The organism is Endozoicomonas sp. ISHI1 (genome assembly GCF_024606225.1).
Taxonomy (GTDB): domain Bacteria; phylum Pseudomonadota; class Gammaproteobacteria; order Pseudomonadales; family Endozoicomonadaceae; genus Endozoicomonas_A.
The window spans coordinates 17,639-31,040 of sequence record NZ_JAGRPU010000054.1 but is presented as its reverse complement, the minus strand read 5'-3'; the positions used below and the strand labels follow the sequence as shown (position 1 = coordinate 31,040).

9 protein-coding genes are annotated in these 13,402 nt (G+C 42.5%); 8 read left to right on the top strand and 1 reads right to left on the bottom strand.

All coding sequences use genetic code 11. The features are described 5' to 3' along the window. The first annotated feature begins 112 nt into the window (after positions 1-112). The 8 genes from KBW69_RS21405 (at position 113) to KBW69_RS21370 (ending at position 12,598) form a co-directional block, all read left to right on the top strand. Positions 113-793: an RING finger protein gene (locus tag KBW69_RS21405; RefSeq protein ID WP_257282214.1), complete on the top strand. Its 681-nt coding sequence runs from the start codon at positions 113-115 to the stop codon at positions 791-793. Between the two features lie 308 nt (positions 794-1,101). After that, a complete protein-coding gene (locus KBW69_RS21400) occupies positions 1,102-2,496 on the top strand; it encodes an RING finger protein (protein WP_257282213.1) in 1,395 nt (464 codons plus the stop codon). A 256-nt stretch (positions 2,497-2,752) separates the two neighbouring features. Further along, positions 2,753-4,177, top strand: a complete 1,425-nt coding sequence (locus KBW69_RS21395; RefSeq protein WP_257252652.1) for an RING finger protein — start codon at positions 2,753-2,755, stop codon at positions 4,175-4,177. 177 nt (positions 4,178-4,354) lie between these two features. Further along, positions 4,355-5,752 (top strand): RING finger protein, encoded by a 1,398-nt coding sequence (locus tag KBW69_RS21390; protein ID WP_257282212.1) that lies wholly within the window; start codon positions 4,355-4,357, stop codon positions 5,750-5,752. 279 nt (positions 5,753-6,031) lie between these two features. Continuing rightward, positions 6,032-7,465, top strand: a complete 1,434-nt coding sequence (locus KBW69_RS21385; RefSeq protein ID WP_257282211.1) for an RING finger protein — start codon at positions 6,032-6,034, stop codon at positions 7,463-7,465. A gap of 872 nt (positions 7,466-8,337) precedes the next feature. Then, positions 8,338-9,180, top strand: a complete 843-nt coding sequence (locus KBW69_RS21380) for an RING finger protein (RefSeq protein ID WP_257282210.1) — start codon at positions 8,338-8,340, stop codon at positions 9,178-9,180. 247 nt (positions 9,181-9,427) lie between these two features. Next, complete coding sequence (locus KBW69_RS21375; RefSeq protein WP_257282209.1) at positions 9,428-10,879, top strand: RING finger protein; 1,452 nt, start codon at positions 9,428-9,430, stop codon at positions 10,877-10,879. Between the two features lie 240 nt (positions 10,880-11,119). Further along, the gene (locus tag KBW69_RS21370) at positions 11,120-12,598 is read left to right on the top strand and encodes an RING finger protein (protein WP_257282208.1); all 1,479 of its coding nucleotides are present in this window, start codon (positions 11,120-11,122) and stop codon (positions 12,596-12,598) included. Positions 12,599-12,644: 46 nt separating this feature from the next. Here the strand turns inward: KBW69_RS21370 and folE are convergent, their stop codons facing one another. Next, complete coding sequence (gene folE / locus KBW69_RS21365) at positions 12,645-13,202, bottom strand: GTP cyclohydrolase I FolE (protein ID WP_257282207.1); 558 nt, start codon at positions 13,200-13,202, stop codon at positions 12,645-12,647. Positions 13,203-13,402: the final 200 nt, after the last annotated feature.

The window sequence follows — 13,402 nt, the reverse complement described above, 5'->3', positions numbered from 1 at the left end:
AAGCCGTGAAACCAGAAACTGGCAATTACCGGCAGAGGTATGGCTTAACCCTGAGCGATCAGAGAATCAGCAGCATTGTGATTTAGCTGCATAAGTTGAGGCGACATCTACCTTGAAAGTTACCGCTGGATTGGACGCAGAAACAGCACTTCTAATCGGCTTAGCTGCTATGGCATCAGCCGCTTTTCAGCGCATGAATTCAGGACAGGAATCGCAAGAGACACTGGAAACTTTGTTGATAAGATGCTTACCATACGAGTTTCTCTCGACTATTCACGACAGGATGTCCTGCCATTGCCACACTCAGCGCTCGCACGAGACACCGAGGGCTATTTATACCGATGATGGTATGCGAGAGTTTACACACAGTATTGTGGGTATTGACCCCACACCAGTATTACCAGTGGCATCTTCGTTAGTAAGCCTTGAATATCTGGTATTTAACGATCAGGATTCAGATAGTGAGAATTCCTTTGGGGCACCAGATTCTGGGAATCATGATCAGTCAATAGTCGTTCAACAACAAAATGAACTGATAGCCCAACTACGACAGGAATTAGCAAGCCGACCTGCAACGGAGGAAGCCGGTGCAGTTGGAGGTGCTTCAGGAGGAACCAAAAAATGTCCAATTTGTTTCAAGCCAGTCGAAGACATCATGGTGTTACAGGGTTGTGGACACGCTGGTTTATGCGAGGGTTGTGCCGGGCGAATTATAGATGAGCAGAAGAATTGTCCCTTTTGTAGGGAAGCAACGTTTTCATATATGAAGGTTATCGACAAGTCTTTTTATTGAATGTGGGAACAGTGCTGGTGTATTGCCTGATACTCTATTTCCCTGAGAACAAGAGTCACACTTTGTGCCCATTATTGGTACCTACTATAAATGCCATCGATTGTTACAAACTTTTGTGGAGTGAAATAAAACGGGGCTAAACTGTCTGCTGAAAAAGCCCTGAATGAGTCATTCTTCAAGGCTTATTTATACGACAAAGTTTATTTGTTTCGGGTAAATTACAGTTCGCTAGTGCAGTTGTTTTAACGAATGCGGGTGAAAGTATGACCATAGGGTATTCCATTAAGACGCTTTTGTGTTCAGTGTGTTTGTTTTTTTATCAGCAGGGGCTGGCAAATGACACCTATGGCCTTGAAGAATTTCGCAAGTATCAAATGGCGAACTGGAAACCGCTTTCAAAAAAACAACAAAATGGCACAGATCTAGTCGGCATGAGTCCACTTGAAAACATCCGTGTTGGCTTTGTCAGGCTTAATTTAGCCTCTGATGATGTATCTGGGAATGATCGACTGGAACTCTGTGGAAATTACGAGGTTGCTGAACAAGACTTTAATCGCCTGATCAGTTTTTATTTTAATTATGTGAATATGGGTGATTTTCATTATCGAAAAGTTCGCGTTCAGAGAATGCTGAGGCTAATGCATCGTATCTTCGCTATAAATATAAATATGACCATTAGGCAACAAAGCCTGGCACAGAGAGATTTAATCGATGCAACGGCAAAAAGTCTTTTTGAGCAATTGTTTGGAACAGTCAATATAAATGGTGTAAGCAATCCTTATTTTAATTATTTCTATTCAATTCCGGGTGCCCCACAGTCCAATTATATAGATGTTAATAACGATTTGGTCCTGATGTTTCTTGCTTTTCTTGGTCCCCACTTTCTTTACAAGGATGAACTTTATACCTGCTTTTGTATGTTGGGTGACATATATACCGGACAATGCTTCGATCAAGCGTTCGATAGTACACTGCTTTCTGACAATATCAATGAATATAATTCTCCGCAAAGCCTTGCCAATCAGTTAAATGCAGCCGGGCTGGACGCAGGAACAGCACTTTTAATCGGTTTGACTGCAATGGCATCGGCAGCTTTCCAGCGCATGGATTCAGGGTTGGAATCGCAGGAGACACTGGAAACCGTGTTTATAAGATGCTTGCCATACGAGCTTCTGCCCAATGTTTACCGCAATATAGCCAGTCATTGTCGCTCTGGGCGTTCGTGCCCTGTACCCGGGGCTATGTACACTCTGGTTGGCATGCAAGCGTTTACACTCAATATTGTGGGTATTGATCCCACTCCCTCATTATTGGAGCCATCATCGCCAGAAAACCTGGACTTTTTAGTGGATTATTTTGAGTATTCAGGCAGTGAGGAGTCTGTTGAGGAGTTGGATTCTGAGGATCAGGATCAGTCAGTAGTCGTTCAACAACAAAATGAACTGATTACCCAGCTACGACAGGAATTAGCAAGCCACCCTGCAACAGAAGAAGCTGGAGCAGTTGGAGGAGCCACAAGAGAAACCAAAAAATGTCCAATTTGTTTCAAGCCAGTCGAAGACATTATGCTGTTGCAAAATTGTGGGCACGCTGGTTTTTGTGAGTGTTGTGCTGAGCGAATTATAAATGAGCAGAGGGTCTGTCCGTTTTGTCGGAAAACACCGTTTTCATATGTGAAAGTTATCGACAAGTCTTTTTATTGAAGGCTCGAACCTTGTCGGCGTACTGCCTGATGCTTTGTGTTTGCTTAAGAACGAGAGGCACAGCTGTACCCACTCTAAACTTCATTGATTGTTATAACCTTTCGTGGAGCGTAATAAAGTTGAGATTAAACTGTCTGTTACCAAAGTCATGAATAACGGGTACTGTAAAGCTTATATATACGACAGTAGATATTTTCTATCAAGGGTAAATGGCAGTTGTAGTAGTGCAGTTGTTTAAACGAGAGCAGGTGAAAGTATGACCTTATGGTATTCCCTTAAGACGCTTTTGTTTTCAGTGTGTTTATTTTTTTATCAGCAGGGACTGGCAAACGACACCTATGGTCTTGAAGAATTTCACCAATATCATGTGACAAACTGGAAACCGTTTGAAAAAAAAACACAAAATAGCACAAATCAATCTGGCATTAGCCCACTTGAAAACATCCGTATTGGCTTTGTCAGGCTTAATTTAGCCTCTGAAGATCTATCCGGAGATGGGCGACTGGAAATCTGTGAACAATATGAGGTTGCTGAACAAGAATTTAAACTGATGATAAGCTTTTATTTTAATTATGTGAGCATGGGTCACCCACAGTATCGAAAGGTTCGTATTCAAAGAGTGCTGAGGCTAATACATCGTATATTCGCTATTAATATAAATAAGACCAATGGGCAAAGTGCAGCAGAGAAAGAGCTAATCAATGCAAGGGCAAAAATTCTTTTTGAACAATTTTTTTTGTCTGTTAACATAAATGACAGCATTAATCCTTATTTCCATTATTTCTATCCGGGTTCGACGGCACATCTCTCCCATAATGTTGGTGTTAATAACAGTCTTGTCCTGATGTTTCTTGCTTTTCTTGGTCCCCATTTTCTTTCTAAGGATGAACTTTATACTTACTTTAGAACGTTGATTCACAGATATACCGGAAAAAGCTACGATGGAGCGTTCGGCCGTGCATCGCTTTCTGAAAACATCACTGAATATAATTCTCCGCAAAGCATTGCCAATCAACTAAATACAGCTGAATTGGACACGGAAACAGCAATTCTAATCGGTTTAACTGCAATGGCATCAGCAGCTTTCCAGCGCATGGATTCAGGATCGGAATCGCATGAGACACTGGAAACTTTGTTGATAAGCTGCTTGCCATTCGAGCTACTTGCCACTGTATACAGAAATATAGCTAGCCATTGCCGCCCAGGACACTCATGCCCTGTACCTTTGGTTATGTATACCGAGGATGGTATGCAGGACTTTGCACAGAGTATTGTGGGTATTGACCTCACATCTGCAACATCGGCAGAAAGCCTGGAATATCTATTGGATTATTCTGAGGTGGCAAGCAGCGATGGTTCCGTTGAGGAGTCGGATTCTGAGCATCAGGATCCGTCAATAGTCATTCAACAACAAAATGAATTGATAGCCCAACTACGACAGGAATTAGCAAGCCAACCTGCAACGGAGGAAGCAGGTGCAGTTGGAGGAGTCTCAGAAGGAAGCAAAAAATGTCCAATTTGTTTCAATCCAGTGGCAGACATTAGGGTGTTACAAAGTTGTGGACATGCTGGTTTTTGCGAGTTTTGTGCCGGGCGAATTATAGATGAGCAGAGGGACTGTCCGTTTTGTCGGGAGACACCGTCGTCATACATGAAGGTTATCGACAAGTCTTTTTATTGAATGCGCGAACAGTGCTAGTATAGCTTTTTGAGGAATGCAGTAAAGCGGGGGTTAAACAGTCTGTTGCCAAAGCCTTGGATAATGAAGTCTGCAAGGCTTCTTTATACGACAGTTGATTATTTGTTAAGGGTGATTTGCAGTTAGAGTAGTGCAGTTTTTTCGAATGAAGGTGAAAGTATGACCTTATGGTATTCCTTTAATCCGCTTTTGTTTTCACTGTTTTTGTTTTTTTATCAGCAGGGGCTGGCAAACGACACCTATGGCCTTGAAGAATATCTACAGTATCAAATGACAAGCTGGAAACCGCTTTCAAAAAAACAACAAAATAGCACAAGTCAACCCGGCATGAGCCCACTTGAAAACATCCGCATTGGCTTTGTCAGGCTTAATTTAGCCTCTGCCGATCTATCTGGAGATGAGCGAATGGAAACCTGTGAAGATTACGAGGTTACTGAGCAAGGCTTTAATCGTCTGAACGAGTTATATTTTCATTATGTGAATATGGGTGATTCCCTGTATCGAAAAGGTCGCATTCAAAGAATGCTGAGATTAATACATCGTATATTCGCTATTAATATAAATAGGATCAATGGTCAAAGCTCGGTAGATAGAGAGATAATTAATGAAACGGCAAAAAATCTTTTTGAACAATTTTTTTTGTCTGCCAATATAAATGGCAGCAGTAATCCTTATTTCAACTGTTTCTATTTAGCTCCGGCGGCACATAAGTCTCATCATGTCAGTGTTAATAATGATCTGGTCGTGATGTTTTTTGCTTTTCTTGGTCCTCACTTTCTTTCCAGAGAAGAACTTTATGTCGGCTTTAGAGTGTCGGATAACATATATACCGGAGAAAGCTACGATCGAGCATTCGACCGTGCATTGCTTTCTGAAAATATCACTGAATATAATTTTCCGCAAAGCCTTGCCAATCAATTAAATATGGCAGAATTGGACGCAGAGACAGCACTTCTAATCGGTTTAACTGCAATGGCAACAGCAGCTTTCCAGCGCCTGAATTCAGGAACGGAATCGCATGAGACACTGGAAGCCATGTTGATCTGCTGCTTGCCATACGAGCTTTTGCCTATGATCTACCAGAATATAGCCAGCCATTGCTGCTCTGGAAATTCGCACCCCGTACCTGAGTTTATGGATACTCTGGGTGGCATGCATGTGTTTACATACAGTATTGTGGGTATTGACCTCACACCTACATTATCGGAGGCATCATCGCCAGACAGCGACGGTTCCGTTGAGGAATCGGATTCTGAGCATCAGGATCCGTCAATAGTCATTCAACAACAAAATGAACTGATAGCCCAACTACGACAGGAATTAGCAAGCCAACCTGCAACGCAGGAAGCAGGTGCAGTTGGAGGCGCCTCAGGAGGAAGCAAAAAATGTCCAATTTGTTTCAATCCAGTGGAAGATATTAGGGTGTTACAAAGTTGTGGACACGCTGGTTTTTGTGAGGATTGTGCTGGGAGAATTATAGATGAGCAGAGGAGTTGTCCGTTTTGTCGGGAAATACCGTTGTCGTACATGAAGGTTATCGACAAGTCTTTTTATTGAATGTGTACACAGTGCCAGCGTCTTGTTTTATGCTGTGTTTGCTTGAGAACGAGAGGCTCATATTGTGCCAATTATTTTTTCCTGCCAGAAACTCAATCCATTGGTATAAAATTTTTGTCGAGTCTAATAAAACGAGGCTAAACTGTCAATTGCTAAAGCCTTGATAAGAACGTCTGTAGTGTTTAAATATACGACATTACCCTATCTATTATGTATAAATTGCAGTTGTAGTAGTGCAGATGTAATTGTGCAATTGTTTTAACGAAAGCAGGTGAAAGTATGATCTTAGGGTATTCCTTTAAGACGCTTTTGTTTTCAGTATGTTTGTTTTTTTATCAGCAGGGGCTGACAAACGACACCTATGGCATTGAAGAGTTTCTCGAGTATCACAAGGCAAGCTGGAAGCCACCTTCAACAATAAAAGAAAGGCACAAAGGTCAAAGTGTGATGAGCCCACTTGAAAATATCCGTATTGGCTTTATCAGGCTTAATTTAACCTCTGACGATGTATCTGGAGATGAACGACTGGAAATCTGTGAAAATTACGAGGTGGCTGAGCAAGATTTTAATCGTCTGATCAGCTTTTATTTTAATTATGTGAACATGAGTGAACAATATCGAAAATTTCGTATTCAAAGAATGCTTAGACTAATACATTGTATATTCTCCATAAACATTAATAAGACCACTGAAAAAAAACCGGAAGATCAACAGTTAATCAATACAGCGGCAAAAAGCCTTTTTGAACACTTGTTTTTGTCTCATAAAATAAATGGCAGACGGAATCCTTATTTCATTTATTTCGATTTGAGTCCGATTGCATATCAGTCCAATTATTTCGGTGTTAATAACGGTCTGGTCCTGATGTTTCTTGCTTTTCTTGCTCCTCACTTTCTTTCCAAGGATGAACTCTATAACTATATTAGAATTTTGGATAACAGATACACCGAAAAAAGCTACAATCGAGCATTCGATCGTGAACTGCTTTCTGAAAATATCAATGAATATAATTCTCCGCGAAGTATTGCCAATCAATTGACCACAGCTCAATTGGATGCAGGAACAGCACTTCTGATCGGTTTAACCGCAATGGCGTCAGCAGCTTTCCAGCGCATGGATTCAGGGATGGAATGGCAAGAGACACTGGAGACCTTGTTGATAAGATGCTTGCCATATGAGTTACTGGCTATTGTCTACAGCAATATAACCAGTCATTGCCGCCCTGAACACTGGTACCCTGTACCTGCGGTAATGTTTACCGAGGATGGTATGCAAGAGTTTACACAGAGTATCATGGGTATTGACTTCACACACGCATTATCGGTGGTTTCATCGTCAGAAAGTCCGGAGTATCCATCGGGATACTCTGAGGGGACAGACAGCGACGATTCCGTTGAAGAGTCGGATTCAGAACATTGGGATCAGGCCATAGTCATTCAACAACAAAATGAACTGATAGCCCAACTACGACAGGAATTAGCAAGCCGACCTGCAACGGAGGAAGCCGGTGCAGTTGGAGGTGCTTCAGGAGGAACCAAAAAATGTCCAATTTGTTTCAACCCGGTGGAAGACATTATGGTGTTACAAAATTGCGGGCACGCTGGTTTCTGCGAGGGTTGTGCCGGGCGAATTGTACATGAGCAGAGGGACTGCCCGTTTTGCCGGGAAACACCTTCATCATACATGAAGGTGATCGACAAGTCTTTTTATTGAATGTGTGCACATTACTGGTGTATTGCTTGAGGCTGTATTTGCCTGAGAGCCAGAGATACATCTTCTGCCCATTATTGCTACCTACTATAAACGGCATCGATTGCTATATGTTTTCACGAGTGTATTAAAACAGAGCTAAACTGTCTTTTACCAAAGCCCTGAATAATTCAGCCTTCAGGGCTTTATTATGCGACAGTGGTTTATTTATTGCTGATAAATGTCAGTTGTAGTAGTGCAGTTGTTTTAACGAGAGCAGGTGAAAGTATGACCTTATGGTATTCCTATAAGACGCTTTTATTTTCAGTGTTTTTTTTTATCAGCAGGGGCTGGCAAATGACGCCTATATCCTTAGAGAATTTTACGACTATTTCAAGGCGAACTCAAAACTGCCTTCAAACCGAAAACCGAGACACACAGACCAGAGCCCACTTGAAAACATCCGCATTGGCTTTGTCAATCTTAATTTAGCCTCTGACCATGTATCTGGAGATGGGCGACTGGAAATTTGTGAAAATTACGAAGTGACTGAGCAAGACTTTAAACGTCTGATAAACTTTTATTTTAATTATGTGGCCATGGATGAACGATTTCACAAAAATCGCATTCAAGATGTACTCAGACTTATACATCATATATTCACTATAAATATAAATAAGATCAATGGAAGAAATTCGAATGATAAAGAGTTAATCAATGCAATGGCAAAAAGCCTTTTTGAAAAGATGTTTTTGTCTGTCAGCATAAATGACAGAACTAATCCTTGTTTTCATTATTTTCATTTAGGTTCAGCGGAACATTATTTCAGTGATATTGGTGTTAATAATGATTTAGTACTGATGTTTCTTGCTTTTCTTGGTCCTCATTTTCTTACCATGGATGAACTTTCGGCCTACTTTAGAGTGTTGCATAGCCGTTATACCGGAGAAAGCTACGTTCAGGCATTTTCCAATGCATTGCTTTCTAAAAATGTCAGTGAATATCATTCTCCGCAAAGCATTGTCCATCAATTGAATGACGCCGCATTGGACACAGAGACAGCACTTCTAATCGGTTTAACTGCAATGGCATCAGAAGCTTTTCAGTGCATCAATTCAGGGCTGGAATCCACAGAGACACTGACAACCTTGCTGATAAGATACGCGCCACACGAGCTTTTGGGCATTATCTACAACAATATAGCCAGCCTCTGCCGCTCAGAATGCCCATCACGACCAGAACACTCATGTCCTGCACCTCAGATTATGTTTACCGAGAGTGGCATGCAAGAGTTTACACTCAGCATTTTGCGTATTGACCTCACCACTGGATTATCGGCGGCATTATCAGAGGCGTCATCGTCAGAAAGCCTGGGCTATCCATTGGATTATTCTGAGGATTCAGACAATGAGGGTTCGGTTGAGGAGTCAGATTCTGAGCATCAGGATCGGTCAATAGTCATTCAACAACAAAATGAACTGATAGCCCAACTACGACAGGAATTAGCAACTCAATCTGCAACGGAGGAAGCCGGTGCAGTTGGAGGAGCCACAGGAGGAACCAAAAAATGTCCAATTTGTTTCAACCCGGTGGAAGACATTATGGTGTTACAAAGTTGCGGGCACGCTGGTTTCTGCGAGGGTTGTGCCGGGCGAATTGTAGATGAGCAGAGGGACTGCCCGTTTTGCCGGGAAACACCTTTGTCATACATGAAGGTGATCGACAAGTCTTTTTATTGAATGTGCGAACAGTGCTAGTCTGTTGCTTGAGAATGACAGACACATCTTGTGCCCATTATTGGTACCTTCTATAAGCGACAACGATGGTTATAAACTTTTGTGGAGTGAAAGAAAACGGGACTAAACCGTCTGTATGCAAAGCCCGGAATAAGTCATTCTTCAAGGCTTATGTATACGACAGCAGTATATTTGTTATGGACAAATTGCAGCTCGGCAGTGCAGTTGTTTTAACGAATGCAGGTGAAATATGACCTTAGGGTATTCTTTTAAGACGCTTTTGTTTTCAGTGTGTTTGTCTTTTTATCAGCAGGGACTGGCAAACGACACCTATGACCTTGAAGAGTTTCGCAATTATCACAAGACGAACTCAAGGCCGCATTCAAATAAACAACAAAGTCATACAGGTCAGAGCCCACTTGAAAACATCCGCATTGGTTTTGTCAGGCTTAATTTAGCCTCTGGCAATGTATCTGGAGATGAACGACTGGAAATCTGTGAAAATTACGAGGTTGCTGAACAAGACTTTAAACGTCTGGGTAATTTTTATTTTAATTATGTGGGTATGGGTGATCCTCAAAATCGAAAAGTTCGCATTCAAAAAATGCTGAGACTAATACATTATATATTCGCTATTAATATAAATATGATTAATGGGCGAAACCGGGCAGAGATAGAGCTTATCAATGAAACGGCAAAAAGTCTTTTTGAACAATTGTTTATGTCTGCCAAGATAAATGGCAGAAGTAATCCTTATTACAATTATTTCTATTCCGTTCCGGAAAAACATACATCCAACTATGTTGGTGTTGACAACTGTCTGGTCCTGATGCTTCTTGCTTTTCTTGGTCCCCACTTTCTCTATAAGAATCGACTTCATGGCCACTTTACTCTGTTGCATAACGTATATACAGGACAAAGCTACGATCAAGCATTCGACAGTGGGTTGCTTTCTAAAAATATCAATGAATATAATTCTCCGCAAAGCCTTGCCAATCAGTTAAATACAGCCGGATTGGACGCAGAAACAGCACTGTTAATCGGTTTAACTGCAATGGCATCAGCCGCTTTTCAGCGCATGGATTTAGGACGGGTCTCGCTGGAGACACTGGAAACTGTGTTGATAGGGTGTTTGCCAAACGAGCTTCTGCCCATTATCTACAGCAATATAGCCAGTCATTGCCGCTCTGGACGCTCGTGTCCTGTACCCGGGGTTATGTATTGCGCGGATAGCATTAGCGGCATGCAACACTTTATATTCAGTATTGTGGGTATTTTCCTCGTGCCCGGAATGTTGGAGGCGTCATCGTCAGAAAGTCTGGTCTTTCTTGTGGATTATTCTGAGTGTTCAGACAGTGAGGGTTCAGAGAGTGATCTCACTGTTGAGGAGTCGGATTCTGAGCATCAGGATCAGTCAACAGTCATTCAACAACAAAATGAATTGATAACCGAGCTAAGACAGGAATTAGCAAGCCAACCTGCAACGGGCGAAGCCGGCGCAGTTGGAGGTGCTTCAGGAGGAATCAAAAAATGTCCAATTTGTTTCAATCCAGTGGAAGACATCAGGGTGTTACAAAGTTGTGGACACGCTGGTTTTTGTGAAGATTGTGCCGGGCGTATTATAGATGAGCAGAGGGGCTGTCCGTTCTGTCGGGGAACACCGTTGTCATACATCAAGGTTATCGACAAGTCTTTTTATTGAATGTGCGAACAGAGCCATTGTATTGCCTGATGCTTCTTTTTCCAGATTCGTTTGATCAGCTCTTGGATATCGCGTTCCGGATGGTAACTGATGCGTGTGGATACATCCGGGACCAGATTCCAGGTGACTGGTGTCAATGGAAACATCCGAATCAGCTTTTTCTATTGGTCCCTATGGCCTATACAAATAGGTGCTAAGGACGCTTATATAAAGCTCATTAATAGTAGTACAGATGTTTTAATGAATGTCGGTGAAAGTATGACCATTCCATGTGCCTTAAAGACGCTTTTGTTTTCAGTGTGTTTGTTTGTTTATCAGCAGGGGCTGGCAAATGATACCTATGATCTTGAAGGATTTCGCCAGTATCAAAAGACAAACTGGAAACCGCCTTCAAAAAAACAAAGGCGAACAGGACAACCCGTCATGAGTCCACTTGAAAATATCCGTATTGGCTTTTTCAGGCTTAATTTAACCTCTGACGATCTGTCTGGAGATGAGCGGCTGGAAACCTGTGAAAATTACGAGGTGGCTGAGCAAGACTTTACACATCTGATCAACTTTTATTTTAATTATGTGAATCTGGGTAATCCTCTATATCGAAGAGGTCGAATTCAAACAATGCTGAGACTAATGCATAGTATTTTCGATATAAATATCAGCATGCTCAATGGACAAAGCCCGGAAAACAAAGAGTTAATCAATGCAATGGCAAAAAGCCTCTTTGAACAATTGTTTTTGTCTGAGAACATAGATGGCAGAAATAATCCTTATTGCCATTATTTTTATTCAGATTCGGCAGAAAATCAGTCCAATTCTGTTGGTGTTAATAATGGTTTAGTCCTTATGTTTCTTGCTTTTCTTGGTCCCCACTTTCTTTCCCAGAGTGACTTATATGCCTACTTTAGCGTGCTGCATAACGGCTATACCAGAAAAAGTTACGCTCGGGCATTCTCCGGAGTGTTGCTTCCCAGAAATATCCACGAATATGATACTCCGCACAGCGTTGCCTATTTATTCACTACAGCCGGACTGGATGCAGAAACAGCACTTCTGATTGGTTTAAATACAATGGCATCAGCAGCTTTCGAGCATATGAACTCAGGAATTAAGTGGTGGCCAGATACACTGAAAAAATTGTTGATAAATTACTTGCCATACGAGCTTCTGGGCATCATTTACAGCAATATAGCCCGCTTTTGCCCCAACGGGCGCTCATGCCCCGTACCTCCGCTTATGCTCGACTTGAGAGGCATGCAAGAGTTTACACACGGTATTTTGGGTATTGACCCCGAACCTGCAATATCAGAGATATCATCGTCAGAAAGCTCGGACTATCTAACCGATTATGGTTCAGACAGTGGGGATGAAGTTGAGGTTGAGTTTGAGTTTGAGGCTTCTGATGGGGAGCCGTATTCTGATCATCAGGATCCGGCAACAGTCATTCAACAACAAAGTGAACTGATAACCCAACTACGAGAGGAATTAGCAAGCCAAACTGCAACGGAGGAAGCGGGTGCAGTTGGAGGCGCACCGGGAGGAATCATAGAGTGTCCGGTTTGTTTCGAGCCACCGCAAGAAATGACGGTATTAGAAAGTTGTGGACACGCCGGTATGTGCAAGAATTGTGCTGAGCGATTTGTACGGGAGCAGACGGGGTGTCCCTTTTGCCGGAAAAAACCGGAATCATACAGGACGATATTCTTCATGCCCCGTCATTGAAGAAGTTTAACTGTCTGTTGTCAAAGCTCCTTTATACGACAACGGTTTATTTGTTGCGGATGAACTGCAGGAATTCTTCACGGGAAGGCTGATTTTCACGCATCAGACCCAGCATGACAGAGGATGTCATGGAAGAATTCTGCTTTTCGACACCGCGCATCATCATGCACATGTGCTGTGCTTCAATGACAACGCCCACCCCTTTCGCACTGGTAGCCTCAACAATAGCGTCGGCAATCTGTTTGGTCATGTTTTCCTGAATCTGAAGACGACGGGCGAACATATCCACAATGCGGGCGAACTTGGAGAGGCCTAGCACTTTGCCATCAGGTATGTAACCAATGTGGCACTTGCCAATAAATGGCAGCATGTGGTGTTCGCACATGGAGTAAAGCTCAATGTCCCTGACGACCACCATTTCACTGATGTCGGATTCGAACACCGCGTTATTGACAATATCCTCAAGGCTTTGCTCATAACCGCGAGTCAGGAACTGCATGGCCTTGGCGGCACGTCTGGGGGTGTCTTTCAGGCCATCCCGGTGAATATCCTCCCCCAGAGATTCAAGGATGGCTTTGTAATATTCGCTCAGTTGTTCGGTCATGGGTCGCTCAGTATTGACATGAAGAGGGCAGAGGTCTGACACAGCCTGTCTTTCACGAGAAGTTCATGTAAAAAAGTGGCCCGAGTTTAACATAAAGGGGGCTGTGTGGAACGATTTCAGTTCCTGAGAGCTTTATTAGTGGCTGGGGTTGCCAGTCCTGTTCAATAGCGGTAAGGTTCGCGGGTATCAGATGCCTACTG

Coding starts and splice junctions, on each gene's coding strand:
- KBW69_RS21395 (WP_257252652.1), top strand. CDS start 2,753: ATGACCTTATGGTATTCCCTTAAGACGCTTTTGTTTTCAGTGTGTTTA.
- KBW69_RS21390 (WP_257282212.1), top strand. CDS start 4,355: ATGACCTTATGGTATTCCTTTAATCCGCTTTTGTTTTCACTGTTTTTG.
- KBW69_RS21385 (WP_257282211.1), top strand. CDS start 6,032: ATGATCTTAGGGTATTCCTTTAAGACGCTTTTGTTTTCAGTATGTTTG.
- KBW69_RS21380 (WP_257282210.1), top strand. CDS start 8,338: ATGGATGAACTTTCGGCCTACTTTAGAGTGTTGCATAGCCGTTATACC.
- KBW69_RS21375 (WP_257282209.1), top strand. CDS start 9,428: ATGACCTTAGGGTATTCTTTTAAGACGCTTTTGTTTTCAGTGTGTTTG.
- KBW69_RS21370 (WP_257282208.1), top strand. CDS start 11,120: ATGAATGTCGGTGAAAGTATGACCATTCCATGTGCCTTAAAGACGCTT.
- folE (WP_257282207.1), bottom strand. CDS start 13,202: ATGACCGAACAACTGAGCGAATATTACAAAGCCATCCTTGAATCTCTG.